Below are 21,313 nucleotides of genomic sequence, written 5' to 3'. Positions count from 1 at the left end.
CTCGATGATCACTCCCAGCCACGCCCCGGTGCTGCTCGACCGGGTCGTCGCCCTGCTGGCGCCTGCTCTCGAGGAGCCCGGCTCGGTCTACGTCGACTGCACGCTCGGCCTCGGCGGCCACAGCGAGGCGGTCCTCGAGCGCCTCCCGCACGCCCGGGTCGTCGGCATCGACCGCGACCCCGAGGCGCTGCGGATGTCCTCGGAGCGACTGGCCGCCCACGGCGACCGCTTCACCGCCGTCCACGCCGTCTACGACGAGCTGCCCGAGGTGGTCGGCTCCCTGGGCCTGGACCACGTCGACGCGGTCTTCTTCGACCTCGGCGTCTCCTCCATGCAGCTCGACGTGCGCGAGCGTGGCTTCGCCTACTCCGAGGACGCGCCGCTCGACATGCGCATGGACCCCACGACGGGCCCGACCGCGGCGGACCTGCTCAACACCGCGACCCCGCAGGAGCTCACCCGCATCCTGCGCGAGTACGGCGAGGAGAAGTTCGCCAGCAAGATCGCCCGCGAGGTCGTACGCCGCCGCGAGTCCGCGCCGTTCACCACGAGCGCCGACCTCGTCGAGCTGCTCTACGCGACCATCCCCGCCCCGGCCCGGCGTACGGGCGGTCACCCGGCGAAGCGCACCTTCCAGGCCCTGCGGATGGCGGTCAACGACGAGCTCGCCGTGCTGCGCCGAGCCGTCCCCGCCTCCCTCGAGGTGATCGGGGTCGGCGGTCGCGTGGTCGTGGAGTCCTACCACTCGCTCGAGGACCGGCTGGTCAAGCGCGCCTTCGCCGACGCCACCCGCCTCGACGTGCCGCACGACCTGCCGTTCGTCCCCGAGGGTGCCGAGCCCGCCCTGCGTCTGGTCACCCGGGGCGCGGAGCAGGCCGACGAGCACGAGATCGCCGAGAACCCCCGGGCCGCCTCCGTCCGGCTGCGCGCCGTCGAGCGCGTGCGTCCCACCTCACGCCCCGCCTCCCGCTTCCTTCCCCCTGGAGCCGTCAGATGAGCAGTCCCGTCCCGCAGCCCCGGACCCGCGTCACCCGGATCGCCCAGGAGGCCGTCGACAAGGCGCGCCTCTCGGTCGTCCCCCGGGTCCGCACGCGCGCCCCGCGGGTGCCGTTCGTGACGCTGGTCAGCCTGGTGCTGGTCGGCGGCATCGTCGGACTCCTCCTCTTCAACACCTCCATGCAACAGGCGTCCTTCACGGCCGCGGCGCTGGAGACCCAGGCCGACACCCTCGCCGGGCGCGAGCAGACGCTGCGCATGGAGCTCGACGAGCTCCGCGACCCGCAGCGCGTGGCGATGCAGGCTCAGCAGATGGGCATGGTGATCCCGCCGGCCCCCGTCTTCCTCGACCTCGAGACCGGGAAGACCAGCGGGGTCCGCACGCCCGCCACGAAGGACGACGCGATCCAGCTGGTCCCACCCGCCCCGCCCATGCCCGCGGTGCTCGCGCCGGCGCCGACGGTCGTCGAGGTCCCGGCGGCAGCGGCCTCGGAGCCGGTGGTGGGCGAGCAGGCCCAGGCCGCCGAGCGCCGGACGAAGAACCGCGACCGGTGACGGCGCGGTCCCACGGATCCACGCCACACCACCCATAGATTTGCTGTCAGGCACCGGAGCAAGCGCCGGGGCCGGGAACGAGGGAGACCAGTGCCGAGCAACCGCGCCACCGGCCACGGCAAGCGCGGCGCCTCACGCGGAGCGCCGATGGTGCGACTGCGCATCGGCTTCGTCCTCATCGCCATCGTCCTGTCGTTCTTCGGCGCGCGGCTGGTCCAGCTCCAGGGCGTCGACCCCCAGGCGTACGCGCTGCGCGCCGCCGCCGAGGGTGCCGCGCGGGTGACGCTGGTCGCCGAGCGCGGTGACATCCTCGATCGCAACGGCATCCCGCTGGCGGACTCCATCAAGGGCAAGATGGTCGTCGCGGACCCCGCGCTCACCGCCGACCGCGCCCCCGAGATCGCCCGGCTGCTGTCGGACCGGTTGTCGATCGACTACTTCCGGACCCTGACGGCCCTGCGGGGCCGCCAGGAGGGCAGCCGCTACGAGTACGTCGCGCGCCGCGTCCCGAGCACGCTCGCCAGTGACACCCTCGCCGAGATCGACGCGGCCGGCTTCTCCGGCATCAGCCTGCAGGACGACCCGATCCGCGACTACCCGGCCGGTGACGTCGCCGCCAACCTGCTCGGCTACATGGGCACCGACGAGCCGCTGGGCGGCTTCGAGCGCACCTTCGACGAGCAGCTCGCCGGCGTCGACGGCGAGGCCACCTGGCAGTCCACGTCCGGCAGGGGCATACGCATCCCGCTGCGCGAGAGCACCCTCAAGGCCGCGCAGAACGGCGCTCCGCTGCGCACCACCCTCGATCGCGACCTGCAGTGGTTCACCCAGAAGGTGCTCGCCGAGTCGGTCCAGCGGTACCGCGCCGAGAGCGGCAGCGCCATCGTGATGGACACCCGCACCGGCGAGATCCTCGCCCTGGCCGACGTGCCCACCTTCGACGCCAACGAGCCGTCCGAGGCCGACGAGGAGGACCTCGGCTCACGCGCGATGAACGACACCTACGAGCCGGGCTCGGTGCAGAAGGTGCTCACGGCCGCCTCGCTCATCGACGCCGACAAGGCCTTCGCCCGCCAGAAGTTCAAGGTGCCGGGCAGCCTGCCGCGCCAGGACCGGGTCATCGGGGACTGGTTCGACCACGGCAACATCCGCCTCACCCTGGCCGGCATCATCGCCAAGTCGTCCAACATCGGCACGGTCCTGGCCGCCGACGCGTTCTCCCCGGTCGAGCTGGTGTCCTACCTCCGGCGCTTCGGCCTGGGCCAGCGCACCGACATCGGCGTGCGCGGCGAGACGGCCGGCATCCTGACCGCCGGCGAGGCGATGACGTCGCAGACCAAGGACCGCGTCGCCTTCGGCCAGTCTCTGTCGGTCAACGTCGCCCAGATGGCGGCCGCGGTCAACACCATCGCCAACGGTGGCGTCCTGGTCTCCCCGAGCATCATCGCCGGATCCGCGGTCACCGACGACGGGACGACGGTGGGCACCGACGTCGCCACCCGCACCCGCGTCGTCAGCAAGCAGGCGGCCCGCGCGACCGCGAAGATGATGGAGAAGGTCGTCGACCCCGAGGACGGCGTCGCCCCGGCCGCCCAGGTCCCGGGCTACCTCGTCGCCGGCAAGACCGGCACCGCCCAGCGCGTGGCCCCCGACTGCGGCTGCTACGACGGCAGCACCACCGTCTCGTTCGGTGGCTTCGCCCCGGCCGACGACGCTCGCTTCACCGTCTACGTCGTCATCCACGCGCCCAGGGTCGACGGGGGCGGCGGCTCGATCAGCGGCCCGGTCTTCTCCCGGATCATGGGCTACGTGCTGGGCCGCTACGGCGTGGAGCCCACCGGTGGGAAGCCGTCGCGTCTGCCTGTCGAGTGGTGAGTCGATACGCTCGCTCGGTGGACCATCCAGTCGACCAGCCTGCCGAGGCGAGGAGTGCCACCCGGCCCCTTCTGCCCCCGGCGACGCCCGCCACGGAGCTCGCCGCGTGGCTCGCGACCCTGACCGACGTGGACGTCCACGGCGATCTCGGCACACCGGTGTCCGGCGTCTCCCTCAGCACCGACCGGGTCCGGCCCGGTGACCTGTACGCCGCGCTCCCGGGCACGCGTGCCCACGGCGCGACCTTCGCCGGCCAGGCGCTCGACGCGGGTGCGGTCGCGGTGCTCACCGACCCGGCCGGGCTCGACCTGCTGCCACCGCGCACGCCGGCGATCGTCGTGGCCGACCCGCGCCTCGTGCTGGGACGTCTCTCCGCACGGGTCTACGGCGACCCCGCTCGCGGGCTGCGCGTCATCGGCGTCACCGGCACCCAGGGCAAGACCACCACCACCCGCATCCTCGAGCAGGGACTCACCGCCTCCGGCGTGACGTCGGCCGTGATCGGCACGGTCGGCACCCGCATCGCCGGGCACGACGTGAAGACCCAGCTCACCACTCCGGAGGCGCCGGACCTGCACGGGCTCTTCGGGGTGATGCGCGAGCACGGGGTGGACGCCTGCGCGATGGAGGTGTCCAGCCACGCGCTCGTCCTCGGCCGGGTCGACGGCGTGGTCTTCGACGTCGCGACCTTCCTCAACCTCGGGCGCGACCACCTCGACTTCCACAGCGACCTCGACGACTACTTCGCCGCCAAGGCCGGCCTCTTCACCCCCGAGCGGGCGACGGTGGGCCTCACCAACGTCGACGACGAGTTCGGCCGCCGGTTGCTCGAGGTGGCGACGATCCCCATGTCGACCTACTCCTCCCGCGGCGCCGACGCGGACTGGCGTGCGGTCGACGTCGCGCTGACGCCTGCGGGTGCCACCTTCACGGTCGTCGGGCCGGGCGTCGAGGTGCCGGCCGCGATCGGCATCCCGGGGGAGTTCAACGTCTCCAACGCCCTCGCCGCCATCGCGTCCGCCGCCCTCGCCGGTCTCGACGCGCGTGCGGTGGCCGACGGCATCGCCGGCGTCAGCGGGGTGCCCGGTCGGCTCGAGCCGGTGGCGGCCGGCCAGGACTTCACCCTGGTCGTCGACTACGCCCACAAGCCCGACGCGCTCGAGGCCGTGCTGACCACGCTGCGTCCGCTGACCGAGGGACAGGTGATCGCTGTCGTCGGCGCCGGTGGCGACCGCGACACCCTCAAGCGGCCGCTGATGGGCGAGATCGCCTCACGCCTGGCCGACGTGCTGGTCGTGACCGACGACAACCCGCGCACCGAGGACCCCGCCGCCATCCGCTCTGCCGTGCTCGAGGGCACCCGCGCCGGTGCGGCCGAGGTGCTCGAGATCGGTGACCGCCGCGAGGCGATCCGCGAGGCCGTACGCCGTGCCGCCCCCGGAGACGTCGTGCTGGTCGCCGGCAAGGGCCACGAGAGCGGCCAGGAGGTCCACGGGGTGGTGCACCCCTTCGACGACCGCGTGGTGGCCCGCGAGGAGATGGTGTCCCGGGAGGACCTCCGATGATCGAGATGACCCTGGCCGAGGTCGCCGATGTCGTCGGGGGCACCGCGCACGGTGACGCCGTCGTCACCGGCGGCGCCTTCCTCGACACCCGCACCCCGGAGCCCGGCGGCCTGTTCGTCGCCCTTGCCGGCGACCGCGTCGACGGGCACGACTTCGCCGCGGCGGCGGGGGAGGCCGGTGCCGTGGCCGTCCTCGGCAGCCGCCCCACCGACCTGCCCACCGTCGTGGTCGGCGACGTGACCCTCGCGCTGGGACTGCTGGCGCGCCACGTCGTGGATCGCCTGCCGGACGTGGTCGTGCTGGCGATGACCGGCTCCCAGGGCAAGACCGGCACGAAGGACTACCTCGCCCACCTCCTCGCCGAGTCCGGCCCGACGGTCGCCACCCGCGGCAACTTCAACAACGAGCTCGGGGTGCCGCTGACGGTGCTGCGCGCCACCTCCGAGACCCGCTTCCTCGTGGTGGAGATGGGCGCGCGCGGCGTCGGCCACATCGCCCGGCTGTGCGAGATCGCGCCGCCGCACGTGGCTGCGGTGCTCAACGTCGGCACCGCCCACATCGGCGAGTTCGGCAGCCGTGAGGCGATCGCCGAGGCCAAGGGCGAGATCGTCGAGGCCCTCGCGGGCGACGGCACCGCGGTGCTCAACGCGGACGACGACCTCGTGCGCGCGATGGCCGCCCGCACCTCCGCAGGCGTGACGACGTTCGGCCTCGACGGGGCGGACGTCGCCGTCAGCGAGGTCACCACCGACGAGATCGGCCGCCAGTCCTTCGAGCTCGTCCACCGCGGGTCGGGCGCCACCGTCCACCTCGCCCAGGTCGGCGCCTTCCAGTGGCGCAACGCCGCGGCCGCCGCGGCCATGGCGCTCGCGGTCGGGCTCGACCTCGACACCGTGGCCGACGCGCTCGGCGACGCCGAGCCCGCGAGCCGGTGGCGCATGGAGGTCGGTGAGCGTGCCGACGGCCTGGTCGTGCTCAACGACTCCTACAACGCCAACCCCGAGTCGGTCCGCGCCGCGCTCGACACGCTCGCCGGCATCGGCGCGCGCACCGGCCGGCGTACGGTCGCGGTGCTGGGGGAGATGCTCGAGCTCGGCGACGGTGCCCGAGCGGCCCACCACGACGTCGGGGCGTACGCCGCCGAGGTCGGCGTCGACGTGCTGGTCACGGTCGGCCCGGCCGCGGACCCCATCCGCGAGGGTCACGACGCCGCCCGGAGCGGGGGAGTGAGCATCCCCACGGCGGGGCGTGACGCGGCCGTCGACTGGCTGCGGCACAATGTCTCGGCTGCTGATGTCGTCCTGGTGAAGGCATCACGGGGGGCGGCGCTGGAACTGATCGCCGAGGAGCTCCTCCCGCCGGAGGACGAAGGGAGTCGCACCAGATGAGAGCCATCCTGTTCGGAGGAGGACTCTCCCTGCTGATCTCCCTCCTCGGCACGCGCTACGCCATCCGGTTCTTCACGCGCCAGGGTTTCGGCCAGCCGATCCGTGACGACGGCCCCACCACCCACCACGTCAAGCGCGGCACCCCGACCATGGGCGGCGCGGTGATCATCCTGGCCACCGTCGTCGGCTACTTCGCCGCCAAGCTCATCACCGGTCAGGCGCCCACGGCCTCGGCCCTCCTGCTGCTCTTCCTGCTCGTCGGGATCGGTGCGGTCGGCTTCCTCGACGACTTCCTCAAGGTCAGCCGCCAGCACAACCTCGGCCTGCGCAGCCGCGCCAAGATGATCGGCCAGACCGTGGTCGGGCTGGTCTTCGCCTACCTCGCGCTGTCGCCGGTGCTCGAGGACGAGCGCGGCTGGCGACCGGCGTCGGACCACCTGTCGTTCATCCGCGACTACGAGGGCTTCGCCCTCCCCACGGTCGCGGCGATCCTGCTGATCTGGCTCATCGTCACCGGCGCGAGCAACGCGGTGAACCTCGCCGACGGCCTCGACGGGCTCGCCGCCGGTGCCTCGATCCTGGTCTTCGCCGCCTACACGCTGGTCAACATCTGGCAGAACAGCCAGTCGTGCGCGCTCGAGGCCGGCCCGAAGTGCTACGAGGTGCGCGACCCGCTGGACCTCGCGGTCGTGGCCGCGGCGATCACCGGAGCCTGCTTCGGCTTCCTGTGGTGGAACGCCTCCCCCGCCCAGATCATGATGGGTGACACCGGCTCCCTCGCCCTCGGCGGCGCGATGGCCGGCTTCGCGATCATGACCCGCACCGAGCTCCTGCTCGTCGTCATCGGCGGGCTCTTCGTGGCCATCACCCTGTCGGTGATGATCCAGGTCTCGGTCTTCAAGCTCAGCCGCGCCAGCGGGCTGGTCCGGTCGGTCTTCAAGATCCAGGCCGGCCACCGCGTCTTCCGGATGACGCCGCTGCACCACCACTTCGAGATGCTCGGCTGGGAACAGGTCACCATCGTGATCCGCTTCTGGATCGTCACCGGCCTCGCGGTCGCCACCGGCCTCGGCATCTTCTACGCCGAGTGGGTCGCAGGCGTTGGCTGACGACGTGACGGGGGTCGACCGGCTCGGCAGGACCAGCGACTGGTCCGGCGTACGCGTCGTGGTCGCGGGCTTCGGCGTCTCCGGCTACGCCGCCGCCGACAACCTGCTCTTCCTCGGGGCCCAGGTCACCGCGCTCGACGAGACCACGAGCGAGGAGAAGGCCGAGAAGGCCCAGCTCCTCGAGACGCTCGGGGCCACCGTCCGTCTCGCGCCCGGGGCCACCGACGTGCTGCCCGAGGACGTCGACCTCGTCGTGACGTCGCCCGGCTGGAGCCCGACCGCGCCGCTCCTCGCGCGGGCGGCCGAGCGCGGCGTCCCGGTCTGGGGCGAGGTGGAGCTCGCGTGGCGCCTGCGCGATCTTGCGCACCCGGCGCCGTGGCTCGCGGTCACCGGCACCAACGGCAAGACCACGACCGTGCAGATGCTGCAGTCGATCCTCACCGCTGCCGGCTTGCGCGCCGCAGCGGTCGGCAACGTCGGACTGCCGATCGTCGAGGCCGTGATGGACCCAGAGCCCTACGACGTGCTCGCCGTGGAGCTCTCCAGCTTCCAGCTCCACTACACCCACTCGATGTCCGCGGAGTCGGCCGTCGTGCTCAACCTCGCCGAGGACCACCTCGACTGGTACGCCGACGAGCCGGGCGCGCCGTCGGGCGTCCCGACCGGCATGGAGCGCTACGCCGCCGACAAGGCGCGCATCTACGAGCGCGTGCAGCGCGCCTGCGTCTACAACCTCGCCGACCCCGCCACCGAGGCGATGGTGCGCGAGGCCGACGTGGTCGAGGGCGCACGGGCCGTCGGCTTCACCCTGGGCACCCCCTCGTCGGGCGACGTCGGGATCGTCGACGACCTCCTGGTCGACCGCGCGTTCATCGAGGACCGCGGCTCCAGCGCCGCCGAGCTCTGCACCCTGGCCGACCTGGCCTCGCCCGCGCCCCACTTCGTCGCCAACGCGCTGGCCGCGGCGGCGCTCGCGCGGGCCCACGGCGTGAGCCAGCAGGCGGTGCGCGACGGGCTGCGCGCCTTCCGCCCCGACGGGCACCGCATCGCCCACGTCGCCGAGTCGCAGGGGGTGACCTGGATCGACGACTCCAAGGCCACCAACCCGCACGCAGCGCAGTCCTCGCTCGGGGCCTTCGAGCACGTCGTCTGGGTCGCCGGCGGACTGGCGAAGGGTGCCCGCTTCGACGACCTGGTGCTCGCCGCCCGCGACCGGCTGCGGGGAGTGGTGTTGCTCGGTCGCGACCGTGCGGTCATCGCCGACGCTCTTTCGCGACACGCGCCCGATGTGCCCGTCATCGACGTGGGCGCGGACGAGACTGGTGCTCCGATGGAGCGCGTGGTCGACGCGGCAGCCGGGCTCGCCAGGTCCGGTGACACGGTGCTGCTGGCGCCGGGATGCGCATCCATGGACATGTTCCTCAACTACGGCGCGCGCGGCGACGCGTTCGCAGACGCCGTGCACTCCCACATCGCCCGCCACGACCAGACCTGACGCCATCCGGAGGGGAGCCGCGACGATGACCACCGCGAACCCCGAGGACGTCGCCGTCGGCCCCGACGCCTCCGCCGCCGGGGTGCGGGCGCCGCTGGGCTCCGGGATCGCCGCCGCGTGGCGGTGGAGCCGCGACGCGGTCGCCTCGACGACGGGTGCGGTGCGTGACGCGCTGGAGAAGCCGCTCGCCTCCTACTACCTGCTGCTGGGCTCGTCGGCACTGCTGCTCACCATCGGGCTCATCATGGTGCTGAGCGCGTCCAGCGTGCGGTCGTTCCTCCTCTACGACGACTCCTACGCCGTGGTGAAGCGCCAGCTGCTGTGGGTGGCCATCGGTCTCCCGTGTGCGTGGGTCGCCTCTCGCCTGCCGATCAAGCACGTGCGTCGGCTGGCCTATCCCGGCTTCCTGCTGACCCTGGTGCTGCTCGCTCTCGTGGCCCGCTTCGGCGTGCTGATCAACGGCAACAAGAACTGGCTGGCGATCGGGCCCTTCACCATGCAGCCCGCCGAGGTCGCCAAGCTCGCCATCGTGCTGTGGGCCGCCAACATCTACGCCCACAAGGAGCGCCGCCTGCGCGAGCTCCACCACCTCCTCGTGCCGGTGGTGCCCGGGCTCTTCGCCGTCATCGGTCTCGTGCTCGTCGGTCGTGACCTCGGCACCGCGATGGTCCTCGCGGCGATCCTGCTCGGCATGCTCTGGGTGGTGGGCGCCCCGATGCGGCTCTTCGGACTGAGCCTGTCGGTGCTCGGCGTCGCCGGGGTCGCGCTCGCTGCGACCGACGGTGAGCGACTCCAGCGCATCACGCACTTCACCGATCCGTTCAAGGACTACACCGACGCCGGCTGGCAGCCCGCGCACGGCCTCTACGCCCTCTCCAGCGGCGGCTGGCTGGGACAGGGGATCGGCGCCTCGACGCAGAAGTGGGGCGACCTGCCCGAGGCCCACACCGACTTCATCTTCGCGGTGCTGGGCGAGGAGCTCGGCCTGGTCGGCACGCTGCTGGTCATCGCGCTGTTCTTCACCATCGCCTATGCCGCGATCCGCGTCGCGCTCACCACGCAGGACCCGTTCGTGCGCTACGCGACCTTCGGCATCGTGGTCTGGCTGCTCGGTCAGATGATCATCAACGTCGGCATGGTGCTGGCCGTCCTGCCCGTCATCGGCATCCCGCTGCCGATCGTCTCCTACGGCGGCTCGGCCCTGCTGCCGTCGCTGGTCGCGCTCGGACTGGTGATCGGCTTCGCCCGCCGCGAGCCCGAGGCGGCGGCCGCGCTGGCGGCGCGCCGGCGCAACCGCTCCGCGGGACTGTCCGCTGCGACCCACTCCGACCCGCATCGCTAGATTTGCCCTGATGCGCGTACTCCTCGCCGGCGGCGGCTCCGCCGGTCACACCTCGCCCCTGCTCGCCACCGCCGACGCCCTGCGTCGCCTGGACCCGGCGACGGAGGTGACCTGCCTCGGCACCCGAGAGGGCCTGGAGGCCCGACTGGTGCCGGAGGCCGGCCTGCCGCTCGAGTTCGTGCCCCGAGTCCCGCTGCCGCGCCGCCCGAGCGCCGACCTGCTCCGTACGCCGACCCGCCTCCGCGCCGCGCGCGCTGCCGCCCTCGAGGTGGTCGACCGGGTGCGTCCCGACGTCGTCGTCGGCTTCGGCGGCTACGTCTCGGTCCCCGCCTACCTCGCCGCGCGCAAGCGCGGGCTGCCCATCGTGGTCCACGAGGGCAACGCGATCCCCGGCATCGCCAACAGGCTGGGCGCGCGCATGACCCAGCACATCGCGACCAGCTTCCCCGGAACCGACCTGCCGCACGCGGTCTGCACCGGCCTGCCCGTCCGACGGCTCGTCTCGACGCTGGACCGCGGCGCCCTGCGCGGCGAGGCGCTCGCGTCGTTCGGACTCCGTGACGACCTGCCCACCCTCGTGGTGACCGGCGGCTCGCAGGGTGCCGCCCGGATCAACGCCGCGGTCTCCGGCGCCGCGCCCGCGCTCGCCGCGGCCGGCGTCCAGGTGCTCCACATCGTCGGGCCGAAGAACGAGCTCGAGGTCGCCTCGGGGGAGGTCCCCTACGTCGTGGTCGGCTACGTCGACCGGATGGACCTGGCCTACGCCGCCGCGGACGCGGTGCTGTGCCGCTCCGGCAGCAACACCGTCACCGAGGTCTCCGGTGTCGGCCTGCCCGCGATCTACGTCCCGCTCCCGATCGGCAACGGCGAGCAGGCGCTCAACGCCCGTCCCGTCGTCGACGCCGGCGGCGGCCTGATGGTCGCCGACGCCGCCCTGACGCCGGAGTGGGTCGCGGCGAGCGTGCCGGGGTTGATGACCGACACCGCCCGACTGGAGGCGATGGGGACTGCGGCCCGGGGGGTGATCCCCCTGGACGCCGACGAGCTGCTCGCGCGGATGATCCTCGACGCCGCTGGATCGGGAGCGCACTCGTGAGGATCCCGGTCCCCGACGAGATCCTCCCCGCCGCCGAGCTCGGACGCGTCCACTGCGTCGGCATCGGTGGGGCGGGCATCTCCGCGATCGCCCGCATCATGGCCGCCCAGGGCGTGCCGGTGACGGGCAGCGACGACCACGACACCCCCTTCCTGCCCGCGCTGCGCGAGCTCGGGGTCACCTGCCACCGCGGCTACGACGCCGCCCACCTCGGAGACGCCGACACGCTCGTGGTGACCACGGCCGCCCGCGAGGACAACCCGGAGGTCCTCGAGGCCCGGCGCCGCGGCCTGCGGATCCTGCCGCGCTCGGCCGGGCTCGCCGCCGTGATGGCCGGCTCCCGGGTGCTCGCGGTCGCCGGCACGCACGGCAAGACGACGACCACCGGACTGCTCACCTCCGCCCTGCTCGCCGCCGGCGTCGACCCGTCGTACGCCGTGGGCGGGGTGCTGACCGCGACGGGGCGCAACGCCGACGCGGGCAGCGACGACCTCTTCGTGGCCGAGGCCGACGAGAGCGACGGCGCCTTCCTGGTCTACCGGCCCCACGCCGCGATCGTCACCAACGTCGAGGCCGACCACCTCGACAACTGGGGCACCGAGGAGGCCTACCACCGCGCCTTCGACGACTTCGCCGACACCATCGACCGCGCCGGCTTCCTGGTGTGCGTCGTCGACGACCCGGGCGCCGCGCTGCTGGCCGGCCGGACGCGGGACGCGGGTCTCGAGGTCGTCACCGTGGGGGAGTCCGACGACGCGGACCTCCGCATCGAGGGCCTCACCCTCGACGGGTCGACGTCGGTGTGCCGCGTCCTGCGCGACGGTGCGGAGCTCGGCGAGCTGCGCCTGCGCATCCCGGGTCGCCACTACGTCCTCGACGCCGTCGCGGCCCTGGCCATGGGCCTGCGTCTCGGCTGCGCCTTCGACGACCTCGTCGCCGGGCTCGGCGCCTTCACCGGCACCGGCCGCCGCATGGAGCTCAAGGGCGAGGCCGCGGGCGTGCGGGTCTACGACTCCTACGCCCACCACCCCGTCGAGATCAGCGGTGACCTCGAGGCGGCTCGCGCGCTGGCCGGGGAGGGACGCGTCGTCGCGGCCTTCCAGCCGCACCTGGTCTCCCGCACCCGGATCTTCGGCGAGGCGATGGGCGTGGCGCTGGGGGCGGCCGACGAGGTCGTGGTGCTCGACGTCTACGTCGCCCGCGAGGAGCCCGACGCGGCCGTCACCGGACGACTCGTCGCCGACGCCGTCCCGCTCCCGGCCGAGCAGGTCGCCTACGTCGACGGGCTGACGTCCGCGGCCCGCGCCCTCGCCGAGCGGGCCCGTCCCGGCGACCTCGTGATCACGCTGGGCGCCGGCGACATCACCGGCGTCGGGCCGCAGGTCCTCGACCTCCTCGGGGGTGCGTGAGTGGAGCGCGAGGAGCGCACCTCGCAGCGCACCCGCCGCCGCTTCGCACGCCGTCAGTGGGCCCGCCGCTGGCTCTCGCTGCGCTACGTCCTCGCAGCCGTCGCCGTCGTGGCGCTGCTCGCCTCGTCGGTCTGGCTGGTCTTCTTCTCCGCGACCCTGCAGGTGCAGAAGGTCGAGGTGGTCGGCAACGACCTGCTCAGCGACGCCCGGGTCCGTGAGATGGCGGACCTGCCGCTGGGGGAGCAGCTCGCCCTCGTCGACCTCGACCGCGCAGACGCACGTGTGGGGTCGCTGGCCGAGGTCCGCTCGGTCGACGTCACCCGCGCCTGGCCCGACGGCGTACGCATCGAGGTGGTGGAGCGCACGGCGGTGGCCGTCGTCGACGTCTCCGGACGCCTGCGCGGGCTCGACGCCGACGGCGTGGTGTTCCGCGAGTACGGCACCGCGCCGAAGGGCATGCCGCGCGTCCGCCCCGGAGCCGCGGCCGGCGCCGACGCGCTGAAGGAGGCCGCGACCGTCGTCTCGGCCCTGCCGCAGGACCTCGCCTCGCGCGTCGACCACGTCGAGGTGGCCACGGTCGACCAGATCACCCTGGTGATGCGCGACCAGCGACGGGTGGTGTGGGGGAGCGCGGAGGAGTCGGCGCTCAAGGCCCAGGTGGTCGACCGGCTCCTGGCCGCGCAGGAGGCGTCGGTGTACGACGTCAGCGTGCCCGGCAACCCGACGATCCGCTGAGCATCCGCCGCCCGCTGAATCACCCAGATTGGTGGGCGTGTCCACCGGTGTTTCGGCGTGCCCGCTGCCTAGGGTCTAGCGAAAGGCGAGGTTGACATAACTATAACCCTCAGGTTCACGGTTAGGGTTCCGCGGATCCCGAGGGCAGCAGTCGAGCAACCCGTCACCAGAACTTTCTCAGCACACCTCTCAAGGAAGGCCCCGGAGCCGTGGCAGCAGCGCAGAACTACCTGGCGATCATCAAGGTCGTGGGCATCGGTGGCGGTGGCGTCAACGCCGTCAACCGGATGATCGAGGTCGGCCTCAAGGGCGTCGAGTTCATCGCGATCAACACCGACGCCCAGGCACTCCTCATGAGCGACGCCGACGTCAAGCTCGACATCGGCCGCGAGCTTACCCGCGGCCTCGGTGCCGGCGCCAACCCCGACGTGGGCGCCAAGGCGGCCGAGGACCACGCCGACGAGATCGAGGAGGTCATCAAGGGCGCCGACATGGTGTTCGTGACGGCCGGCGAGGGTGGTGGCACCGGCACCGGCGGCGCTCCCGTGGTGGCGCGCATCGCGCGCTCGCTGGGCGCGCTGACCATCGGCGTCGTGACCCGTCCGTTCGCCTTCGAGGGCCGTCGTCGCGCCAACTCCGCGGAGGAGGGCATCAGCCAGCTCCGCGAGGAGGTCGACACCCTCATCGTGATCCCCAACGACCGGCTGCTCTCGATCACCGACCGCAGCGTGTCGATCCTCGATGCCTTCAAGCAGGCCGACCAGGTGCTGCTGCAGGGTGTCTCGGGCATCACCGACCTGATCACCACGCCCGGCCTGATCAACCTCGACTTCGCCGACGTGAAGTCCGTCATGGCCAACGCCGGCTCGGCCCTGATGGGCATCGGCTCGGCGCGTGGCGAGGACCGTGCGGTCGCCGCGGCCGAGATGGCCGTCTCGAGCCCGCTGCTCGAGGCGAGCATCGAGGGCGCCCACGGCGTGCTCCTGTCGATCGCCGGCGGCTCCGACCTCGGCCTGTTCGAGATCAACGAGGCCGCGGCGCTGGTCTCGCAGGCCGCGCACGCCGAGGCCAACATCATCTTCGGTGCCACCATCGACGACGCGCTCGGTGACGAGGTGCGGGTGACCGTGATCGCCGCCGGCTTCGACGGCGGCATGCCGAAGCGACGCTCCGACGGCAACGTGCTGCGCCAGGGTCAGCCCGCCCAGACGCAGGAGCAGACCCGCGCGGCCGCCCAGCAGCTGGCCGGAGGTCCGTCGACGCCATCCGGCCAGGGTGCTGGACAGCAGGGTCAGGGCCGGCCCGCGGCCCCCGCCCAGACGACGTTCGCCCCCTCGGCCCCGTCCCAGCAGTCCGCACCGTCACAGTCCTCCACCCCGTCCTCGGCGGCTGCCCCCGCACAGCCGCGCCAGCCGCGCCAGGTGCAGTTCGACGACGACGACCTCGACGTGCCCGACTTCCTCAAGTGAGCACGTGAACCTGCGCCATCGCGACCGGATCGAAGGCGACCTCGTGATCGAGGTCGCCTTCACCGACGTCTCCCTCAGCCTCGGCGAAGCAGCCGAGCCGGCCGTCCGTGGCACGGCACTGCGCCTGGTCGCGGAGGAGTCCGGCGCGATCCCGGTGCTCATGCACCAGGTGCACGGTGCCGGTGTCGAGCTGGTCGAGGCCCCGGGCGTCGCGCCCACCTGCGACGCCCTGGTCACCTCGCAGCCGGGCGTCGCCCTGCTCGCGCGGGCTGCCGACTGCGTCCCGGTGCTGCTGGCCGACCCGGCCTCCGGCTGGATCGCCGCGGTGCACAGCGGGCGCCCCGGCCTTGCTGCCGGCGTCGTCCCGACCACCATCGCCCGCCTGCGCGCGCACGGTGCGGACCCGAGCGTGGCCTGGATCGGACCCCACGTGTGCGGCGCCTGCTACGAGGTCCCGGCAGACCTGCAGGACGAGGTGGCCGCCGTCGTGCCGGAGTCCCGCTCCACCACCTCGTGGGGCACTGCGGCGCTCGACCTCGGGGCCGGTGTCCGCGCGCAGCTCGCCTCCGCGGGCATCACCGACGTCCGCTCCGTCGACGCCTGCACCCGCGAGGACACCTCGTGGCCGTCCCACCGGCGCGACGGCGCTGCCTCCACCCGCTTCGCCGGCGTCATCTGGAGCCACCCGTGAGCGCCCGCGCGGAAGAGGTCGCCGCCCGCCTCGAGGACGTACGCCGTCGCATCCGTGATGCCTGCGCCGAGGCCGGGCGACCGGACGACGACGTGTCGCTCGTCGTGGTCACCAAGTTCTTCCCCGCCTCCGACGTGCGGCTGCTGGCCGACCTCGGCGTCACCGACGTCGGCGAGAACCGCCACCAGGAGGCCGAGGCCAAGGAGCGCGAGTGCGCGGACCTGGGCCTGCGCTGGCACTTCATCGGAGGCCTCCAGTCCAACAAGGCCGCGGCCGTGGCGTCGTACGCCGACGTGGTGGAGTCGCTCGACCGCCGCAAGCTCGTCACGCCGCTCTCGCGCGGCGCCGGTGCGCGCGGGCAGCAGGTCGACGTGCTCCTCCAGGTCAGCCTCGACCCGCCGGGGGCGGGTCACCGTGCCGGTGTCGACCCCGACGACCTGGCGGCGCTGGCCGACGCGGTGGGGGAGTCGACGGACCTGCGGCTGCGCGGGCTGATGGCCGTGGCGCCGCTCGGGGAGGACCCCGCGGAGGCCTTTGCGCGCCTGGCGCGGATCCGCGCCACCTTCCTCGAGGCCCACCCCGACGCCACCGTGCTGTCCGCGGGGATGAGCGGCGACCTCGAGCAAGCCATCCGCCACGGCGCGACACACGTGCGTGTCGGGTCCGCGGTCCTCGGTGAGAGGCCCGCGGTCAAGTAGTGTCCACATCAGTCAAGCGGCGCCCGGACCCGGGCGCCCGGTCTACCGGAGGATCTGTCTCATGAGCGGCGCGATGCGCAAGATCGGCGAGTACCTCGGCCTGCTCGAGGACACGGGCCACTACGACGACTACGACGGCGACACCGAGACGACGACCCAGGAGGCTGTCGACCAGCGTCCGGTCACGCGCGAGCGTCGCCCTGCCCCCGTGTCCGACCTCGCCGAGCGCCGTCGTCCGGCGCCGGTCCAGACAGGAGTCGTGGCTGAGTTGAGCCGCATCACCACCCTGCACCCCCGCAACTACAACGAGGCCCGCCTCATCGGTGAGAACTACCGTGACGGCACACCCGTGATCATGAACCTCAGCGAGATGGACGACAACGACGCCAAGCGCCTCGTCGACTTCGCCGCCGGCCTCATCTTCGCCACCCGAGGCACGATCGAGCGCGTGACCAACAAGGTCTTCCTGCTCTCGCCGCCCAATGTCGCGGTCTCGGCCGAGGACAAGCAGCGGATCGCCGAGGACGGCTTCTTCAACCAGAGCTGAGGCAGTCTCTACCCGTGTACTACTTCGGCCTCACCCTCTACGTCGCCCTCTACCTGTTCATCGCACTGCTCTGGATCCGGTTCATCGTGGACTGGGTCCAGGTCTTCGCGCGGCAGTGGGAGCCCCGTGGTCCCCTGCTCGTGGCGCTGGAAGGTGTCTACTCCGCGACGGACCCGCCGATCATGGCGTTGCGCCGCGTGGTGCCGCCGCTGCGGATCGGCTCGGTCGCCCTCGACCTGAGCTTCATCCTCGTGCTCGTCACAGCCTGGCTGCTGCTGAGGGTGGTCGCCACTCTCTTCCTGTCGGCCTAGGCTGAACCATCCGCCACACGGGTCACTGTGCCCCGTGGATCCCCGGGCGCTATTGTCTCCTGACAGCAGAGCCACCGTGATATCGATCGTGAAAGTTTGGGTGAGGTCATGCCGCTGACGCCTGAGGACGTGAGCAACAAGCGCTTTACGCCCGTACGCCTCCGTGAGGGCTACGACATGGGCGAGGTCGACCAGTTCCTCGACGAGGTCGAGGCTGAGCTCGCGCGGCTCACCAAGGAGAACGACGACCTGCGGTCGAAGCTCTCCGCCGCCCAGTCCGGTGCGTCCGCTCCTGCACCCGCGACCACGTCGTTCGCGCCGGCGGCACCCGAGCCGGAGCCGGAGCCCGAGCCGGAGCCCGAGCCCGAGCGCGCCGCCCCGGCGGCCGTTGCCGCCGCGCCGGTCCAGACGGCTCGCGTCAGCAACATCGCCGACGCGTCCAACGCCGCAGCCCGCCTGCTCGAGATCGCCACGCGCAACGCCGACGAGCTCGTCGAGGACGCGAAGAACGAGGCCGACCGCATCGTCGGCGCCGCGCGCACCAAGGCCGAGCGCCTCGAGGCCGAGTCGAAGACCAAGGCCGACCGCATGGAGGCCGACGCCCGCCAGCGTTCGCAGATGCTCGACTCCGAGACGGCCGAGCGTCGCCAGCAGATGTTCGGTGACCTGGAGAAGGAGCGCGACAAGCTCAACAGCGACGTCGAGACCCTCCGCCAGTTCGAGCGCGAGTACCGCTCCCGCCTGAAGACCTACTTCACGCAGCAGCTGGAGGCCCTGGCCAACGGCAGCGAGAGCCAGGCTCCGGTCGACAGCTCGAGCGCGCCGAAGCGCCTGCGCTCGGTGCTCGGCGACGACGAGAGCTGAGCAGGCCACGCAGGCTCGCACACGCCTGTGAACAGGAGGACGGTCACCCGAGAGGGTGGCCGTTCTCGCATTTCGGCGAGCCAGTGTTGGAACCCCCGTCCCCAGCGGCTAACCTCCCTGCCACGTGTGGCTCCCGCCACACCCGATGCATGGCTGGAGGCCCTCGGAGATGGCTGGCACGCGCAAGTCCCTGGCCGGCACTGCCGCGGCCGCTGCCAAGCGGGTGATCGGTCGCCGCGGCGCCGCGCCCGAGGCCCCCACGCAGGAGAAGGCCGCGCCGGCGAAGAAGTCCGCCGCGAAGAAGGCGGCACCGGCCAAGAAGGCGGCACCGGCCAAGAAGGCGGCACCGGCCAAGAAGGCGGCACCGGCCAAGAAGGCGGCACCGGCCAAGAAGGCGGCACCGGCCAAGAAGGCGGCACCGGCCAAGAAGGCGGCTCCCGCGAAGAAGGCTCCTGCCACGAAGTCCGCTTCCACCTCCTCCCCGACCCCGAAGGCTGCTCCTGTGACCAAGGCCGTTCCCGCGTCCGCCGAGAAGGCTGCGCCCGTGAAGAAGGCCCGCAAGGCCACCCCTTCGACCCTTGTCGTGCTCGAGGGCGAGGACGCCTGGACCCGTGCCGAGCTCAACGAGGTCGTCAAGGACCTGCGCGAGCACCGCGAGCGCCTGGCGACCTCGGTGGACCACGCCGAGGAGGAGCTGGCGCGCCTCATGCGCGACGCCGGCGACGGTGCGGGCCACGACCAGGCGGACGTCGGCGCCACCAGCTTCGAGCGTGACCACGAGCTCACCGTCCTGGCCAAGGAGCGCGAGACCCTGGGGCAGCTCGACCGGGCCCTGGCCCACATCGACGACGGCACCTACGGCGTCTGTGACTCCTGCGGCAACCCCATCGGCAAGAATCGGTTGATGGCGGTGCCCCATGCCACACTGTGCCTGTCATGCAAGCAGCGCGAGGAGCGTCGCTGAGTTCCAGCGACACAGTCCAGGACGACCCGTCCCGTCGACGTCCCCGCGCCCTCCTGCTGTTCGCCTCCGTCGCGCTGGTGACGTACGCCCTCGACCTGGGGTCCAAGCAGTGGGCGCTCGCCGAGCTCGCCGACGGTGACATCTCGCTGCTGGGCGACTGGTTCGTCCTCCACCTGACGTTCAACCCCGGCGCGGCGTTCAGCACCGGCACCGACTTCACGATCGTCTTCACCGGCCTCGCCGTGGTCGCGGTCGTGGTCGTCCTGTGGCTGAGCCGGCGCATCGCCAGCACTGGATGGGCGCTGGCCCTGGGCTTCCTGCTGGGTGGCGTCGCCGGCAACCTCACCGACCGTCTGGTGCGCGACCCCGAGCCGCTGCACGGCCACGTCGTCGACTTCCTGATGCTGCCCAACTGGCCGGTCTTCAACATCGCCGACATCTGCATCAACGTCGCAGCCGGGCTGATCATCCTGCAGACCTTCCGAGGGATCGCCCTCGACGGCACCCGGGAGTCCGACGCATGAGCACCCACACCGAGCAGCGCACGGTGCTGGTGCCCGACGGTCTCGCGGGGGAGCGCGTCGACGCCGCCATGGCGCGGATGTTCGGGTTCTCCCGCACCAAGGCCGCCGACCTCATCGCGCAGGGCCACGTGCTGGTCGACGGCTCGGACGTCGGCAAGAGCGACCGGGTCCATGCCGGCGCCATGCTCGACGTCACCATCCCGGCCGAGCGCGACCCGCTGGAGGTGAAGGCGGAGATCGTCGAGGGCATCCGGATCATCCACGACGACGACGCCATCGTCGTGATCGACAAGCCGGTCGGCGTGGCCGTGCACCCGTCCCCGGGCTGGCGCGGACCGACCGTCGTGGGTCACCTCGCCGGCGCCGGCTTCCGCATCTCCACATCCGGGGCGAAGGAGCGCGAGGGCATCGTCCAGCGGCTCGACGTCGGCACCTCCGGCGTCATGGTCATCGCCAAGTCCGAGCGCGCCTACTCGGTGCTCAAGAACGCCTTCCGCCACCGCACGGTCGACAAGACCTACCACGCGCTCGTGCAGGGCCACCCCGACCCGCTGGCCGGCACGGTCGACGCCCCGATCGGTCGCCACCCGCAGCACGACTACAAGTTCGCCGTGATGGGCGACGGTCGCCACAGCATCACCCACTACGAGACGCTCGAGGCCCACCGGTTCGCCAGCCTCCTGGAGGTCCACCTCGAGACCGGGCGCACGCACCAGATCCGGGTGCACATGAGCGCGCTGAAGCACCCCTGCGTCGGCGACCTGACCTATGGCGCCGACCCCACCCTCGCCAAGCGCGTGGGGCTCGAGCGCCAGTGGCTGCACGCCATGCGCCTCGGCTTCGAGCACCCCGAGACCGGGGACCACGTCACCTACGAGTCCACCTATCCCGACGACCTCGCGCACGCGCTCGAGGTCATCCGTGATGAGCACTGAGCCGGTCCTGCGTCCGGCCACGGCCGCTGACCTGCCGGCACTCGCCGAGGTCCACCTCGCCGCCCGTGCGGCCGCGGGTCCGGCGTTCCCGCCTGCGGTGCACCCCGACGACGAGGTGCGCGCCTGGGTCGCCGGTTGGGACCTGACGGCGTACGACGTCCGCGTGGCCGAGCTCGACGGCCGCGTCGCCGGCTACTCCCGGGCCACACCCACCTGGCTCGACGACCTCTACGTCGCCCCCGGCGTGCAGGGCCGGGGAGTGGGCACCGCGCTGCTGCGCGACGTGCTGGCGGGGCATCCCGACGGCGTCGGCCTGTGGGTCTTCGAGTCCAACCATCCCGCCCGTGACTTCTACGCCCGCCACGGCTTCGTCGCCCTCGAGCGCACCGACGGGTCGGCCAACGAGGAGCGTGCGCCCGACATCCGGCTCGTGTGGCCCGGCAGCGACCCGGTGGCCTGCCTCCGCACGATGATCGACGAGGTCGACCTGTTGCTCGGCGACGTGCTCGCCCGGCGTACGGCGCTCACGCGGGCCGTGCAGGCCGTCAAGCCCACCGGCGCCCGCGACCCCCGCCGCGAGGCCGAGATCGCCCGGCGGGTCGCCGAGGTCGTCCCCGAGCTCGGCCAGGAACGCGTGGCGCGCATCGTCGACGTCATCATCACCGAGTCCCTCGACGCCGCCCGCTGACGTGCTGCCGCGTCCCGGGGAGGTCCTGCACTTCAGCGAGGACCCCGCGATCGAGCG

Annotated in this window: 21 protein-coding genes; all 21 read left to right on the top strand. The window is 72.5% G+C overall.

From position 1 onward, the window contains the following. Positions 1–4 precede the first annotated feature (4 nt). Complete coding sequence (gene rsmH / locus K4G59_RS03610) at positions 5–997, top strand: 16S rRNA (cytosine(1402)-N(4))-methyltransferase RsmH (protein WP_231249355.1); 993 nt, start codon at positions 5–7, stop codon at positions 995–997. After that, complete coding sequence (gene ftsL / locus K4G59_RS03605; protein WP_231249353.1) at positions 994–1,551, top strand: cell division protein FtsL; 558 nt, start codon at positions 994–996, stop codon at positions 1,549–1,551. Before rsmH ends, ftsL begins: the two co-directional genes overlap by 4 nt. Positions 1,552–1,641: 90 nt before the next feature. Further along, positions 1,642–3,426 carry a peptidoglycan D,D-transpeptidase FtsI family protein gene (locus tag K4G59_RS03600; protein WP_231249352.1) on the top strand — a complete coding sequence of 595 codons (1,785 nt, stop codon included), beginning with the start codon at positions 1,642–1,644 and terminating at the stop codon, positions 3,424–3,426. A 17-nt stretch (positions 3,427–3,443) separates the two neighbouring features. Continuing rightward, complete coding sequence (locus K4G59_RS03595) at positions 3,444–4,991, top strand: UDP-N-acetylmuramoyl-L-alanyl-D-glutamate--2,6-diaminopimelate ligase (RefSeq protein WP_231249351.1); 1,548 nt, start codon at positions 3,444–3,446, stop codon at positions 4,989–4,991. Beyond that, on the top strand, positions 4,988–6,379 hold the full coding sequence (locus tag K4G59_RS03590; RefSeq protein ID WP_231249350.1) for a UDP-N-acetylmuramoyl-tripeptide--D-alanyl-D-alanine ligase: 1,392 nt from the start codon (positions 4,988–4,990) through the stop codon (positions 6,377–6,379). Before K4G59_RS03595 ends, K4G59_RS03590 begins: the two co-directional genes overlap by 4 nt. After that, the gene (mraY, locus tag K4G59_RS03585) at positions 6,376–7,488 is read left to right on the top strand and encodes a phospho-N-acetylmuramoyl-pentapeptide-transferase (RefSeq protein ID WP_231249349.1); all 1,113 of its coding nucleotides are present in this window, start codon (positions 6,376–6,378) and stop codon (positions 7,486–7,488) included. The genes K4G59_RS03590 and mraY overlap by 4 nt, the downstream gene beginning before the upstream one ends. Positions 7,489–7,492: 4 nt before the next feature. Further along, positions 7,493–8,983, top strand: a complete 1,491-nt coding sequence (murD, locus tag K4G59_RS03580; RefSeq protein ID WP_231249348.1) for a UDP-N-acetylmuramoyl-L-alanine--D-glutamate ligase — start codon at positions 7,493–7,495, stop codon at positions 8,981–8,983. A gap of 25 nt (positions 8,984–9,008) precedes the next feature. Beyond that, positions 9,009–10,325 (top strand): putative lipid II flippase FtsW, encoded by a 1,317-nt coding sequence (ftsW, locus tag K4G59_RS03575; RefSeq protein ID WP_231249347.1) that lies wholly within the window; start codon positions 9,009–9,011, stop codon positions 10,323–10,325. A 10-nt stretch (positions 10,326–10,335) separates the two neighbouring features. Further along, on the top strand, positions 10,336–11,421 hold the full coding sequence (gene murG, locus K4G59_RS03570; protein WP_231249346.1) for an undecaprenyldiphospho-muramoylpentapeptide beta-N-acetylglucosaminyltransferase: 1,086 nt from the start codon (positions 10,336–10,338) through the stop codon (positions 11,419–11,421). Further along, a complete protein-coding gene (gene murC, locus K4G59_RS03565) occupies positions 11,418–12,830 on the top strand; it encodes a UDP-N-acetylmuramate--L-alanine ligase (protein ID WP_231249345.1) in 1,413 nt (470 codons plus the stop codon). The genes murG and murC overlap by 4 nt, the downstream gene beginning before the upstream one ends. Further along, entirely contained in the window at positions 12,831–13,565 is a 735-nt protein-coding gene (locus tag K4G59_RS03560; RefSeq protein WP_231249343.1) for a cell division protein FtsQ/DivIB, read from the top strand. Between the two features lie 209 nt (positions 13,566–13,774). Then, positions 13,775–15,034, top strand: coding sequence for a cell division protein FtsZ (ftsZ, locus tag K4G59_RS03555; RefSeq protein ID WP_231249342.1), 1,260 nt, complete (start codon positions 13,775–13,777; stop codon positions 15,032–15,034). A gap of 4 nt (positions 15,035–15,038) precedes the next feature. Then, positions 15,039–15,725: a purine nucleoside phosphorylase YfiH/LACC1 family protein gene (locus K4G59_RS03550; RefSeq protein ID WP_231249338.1), complete on the top strand. Its 687-nt coding sequence runs from the start codon at positions 15,039–15,041 to the stop codon at positions 15,723–15,725. Next, positions 15,722–16,423, top strand: coding sequence for a YggS family pyridoxal phosphate-dependent enzyme (locus K4G59_RS03545; RefSeq protein ID WP_231249337.1), 702 nt, complete (start codon positions 15,722–15,724; stop codon positions 16,421–16,423). Before K4G59_RS03550 ends, K4G59_RS03545 begins: the two co-directional genes overlap by 4 nt. A gap of 61 nt (positions 16,424–16,484) precedes the next feature. Continuing rightward, entirely contained in the window at positions 16,485–16,970 is a 486-nt protein-coding gene (locus tag K4G59_RS03540; RefSeq protein WP_231249336.1) for a cell division protein SepF, read from the top strand. A gap of 14 nt (positions 16,971–16,984) precedes the next feature. Next, a complete protein-coding gene (locus tag K4G59_RS03535; RefSeq protein WP_231249334.1) occupies positions 16,985–17,281 on the top strand; it encodes a YggT family protein in 297 nt (98 codons plus the stop codon). A 108-nt stretch (positions 17,282–17,389) separates the two neighbouring features. Then, a complete protein-coding gene (locus tag K4G59_RS03530; protein ID WP_231249333.1) occupies positions 17,390–18,145 on the top strand; it encodes a DivIVA domain-containing protein in 756 nt (251 codons plus the stop codon). Positions 18,146–18,314: 169 nt separating this feature from the next. Further along, positions 18,315–19,109 carry a TraR/DksA C4-type zinc finger protein gene (locus K4G59_RS03525; RefSeq protein WP_231249330.1) on the top strand — a complete coding sequence of 265 codons (795 nt, stop codon included), beginning with the start codon at positions 18,315–18,317 and terminating at the stop codon, positions 19,107–19,109. After that, complete coding sequence (gene lspA, locus K4G59_RS03520) at positions 19,082–19,633, top strand: signal peptidase II (protein ID WP_231249329.1); 552 nt, start codon at positions 19,082–19,084, stop codon at positions 19,631–19,633. Before K4G59_RS03525 ends, lspA begins: the two co-directional genes overlap by 28 nt. Beyond that, positions 19,630–20,568, top strand: coding sequence for an RluA family pseudouridine synthase (locus tag K4G59_RS03515; RefSeq protein WP_231249328.1), 939 nt, complete (start codon positions 19,630–19,632; stop codon positions 20,566–20,568). Before lspA ends, K4G59_RS03515 begins: the two co-directional genes overlap by 4 nt. Beyond that, entirely contained in the window at positions 20,558–21,256 is a 699-nt protein-coding gene (locus K4G59_RS03510; RefSeq protein ID WP_231249327.1) for a GNAT family N-acetyltransferase, read from the top strand. The genes K4G59_RS03515 and K4G59_RS03510 overlap by 11 nt, the downstream gene beginning before the upstream one ends. The last annotated feature ends 57 nt before the right edge of the window (positions 21,257–21,313 follow it).

Origin of the sequence: Nocardioides furvisabuli, assembly GCF_021083185.1 — a bacterium.
GTDB classification, from domain to species: Bacteria; Actinomycetota; Actinomycetes; order Propionibacteriales; family Nocardioidaceae; genus Nocardioides; species Nocardioides furvisabuli.
The sequence above is the reverse complement of the archived record's forward strand: the minus strand, read 5'-3'. Positions and strand labels throughout refer to the sequence as shown.

Excerpts from the sequence above, each read along its gene's own strand:
- murG (WP_231249346.1), top strand. The coding sequence starts at position 10,336 with ATGCGCGTACTCCTCGCCGGCGGCGGCTCCGCCGGTCACACCTCGCCC.
- mraY (WP_231249349.1), top strand. The coding sequence starts at position 6,376 with ATGAGAGCCATCCTGTTCGGAGGAGGACTCTCCCTGCTGATCTCCCTC.
- lspA (WP_231249329.1), top strand. The coding sequence starts at position 19,082 with ATGCAAGCAGCGCGAGGAGCGTCGCTGAGTTCCAGCGACACAGTCCAG.
- K4G59_RS03510 (WP_231249327.1), top strand. The coding sequence starts at position 20,558 with ATGAGCACTGAGCCGGTCCTGCGTCCGGCCACGGCCGCTGACCTGCCG.
- rsmH (WP_231249355.1), top strand. The coding sequence starts at position 5 with ATGATCACTCCCAGCCACGCCCCGGTGCTGCTCGACCGGGTCGTCGCC.
- K4G59_RS03530 (WP_231249333.1), top strand. The coding sequence starts at position 17,390 with ATGCCGCTGACGCCTGAGGACGTGAGCAACAAGCGCTTTACGCCCGTA.
- K4G59_RS03525 (WP_231249330.1), top strand. The coding sequence starts at position 18,315 with ATGGCTGGCACGCGCAAGTCCCTGGCCGGCACTGCCGCGGCCGCTGCC.
- K4G59_RS03515 (WP_231249328.1), top strand. The coding sequence starts at position 19,630 with ATGAGCACCCACACCGAGCAGCGCACGGTGCTGGTGCCCGACGGTCTC.
- ftsW (WP_231249347.1), top strand. The coding sequence starts at position 9,009 with ATGACCACCGCGAACCCCGAGGACGTCGCCGTCGGCCCCGACGCCTCC.
- K4G59_RS03590 (WP_231249350.1), top strand. The coding sequence starts at position 4,988 with ATGATCGAGATGACCCTGGCCGAGGTCGCCGATGTCGTCGGGGGCACC.
- K4G59_RS03540 (WP_231249336.1), top strand. The coding sequence starts at position 16,485 with ATGAGCGGCGCGATGCGCAAGATCGGCGAGTACCTCGGCCTGCTCGAG.
- ftsL (WP_231249353.1), top strand. The coding sequence starts at position 994 with ATGAGCAGTCCCGTCCCGCAGCCCCGGACCCGCGTCACCCGGATCGCC.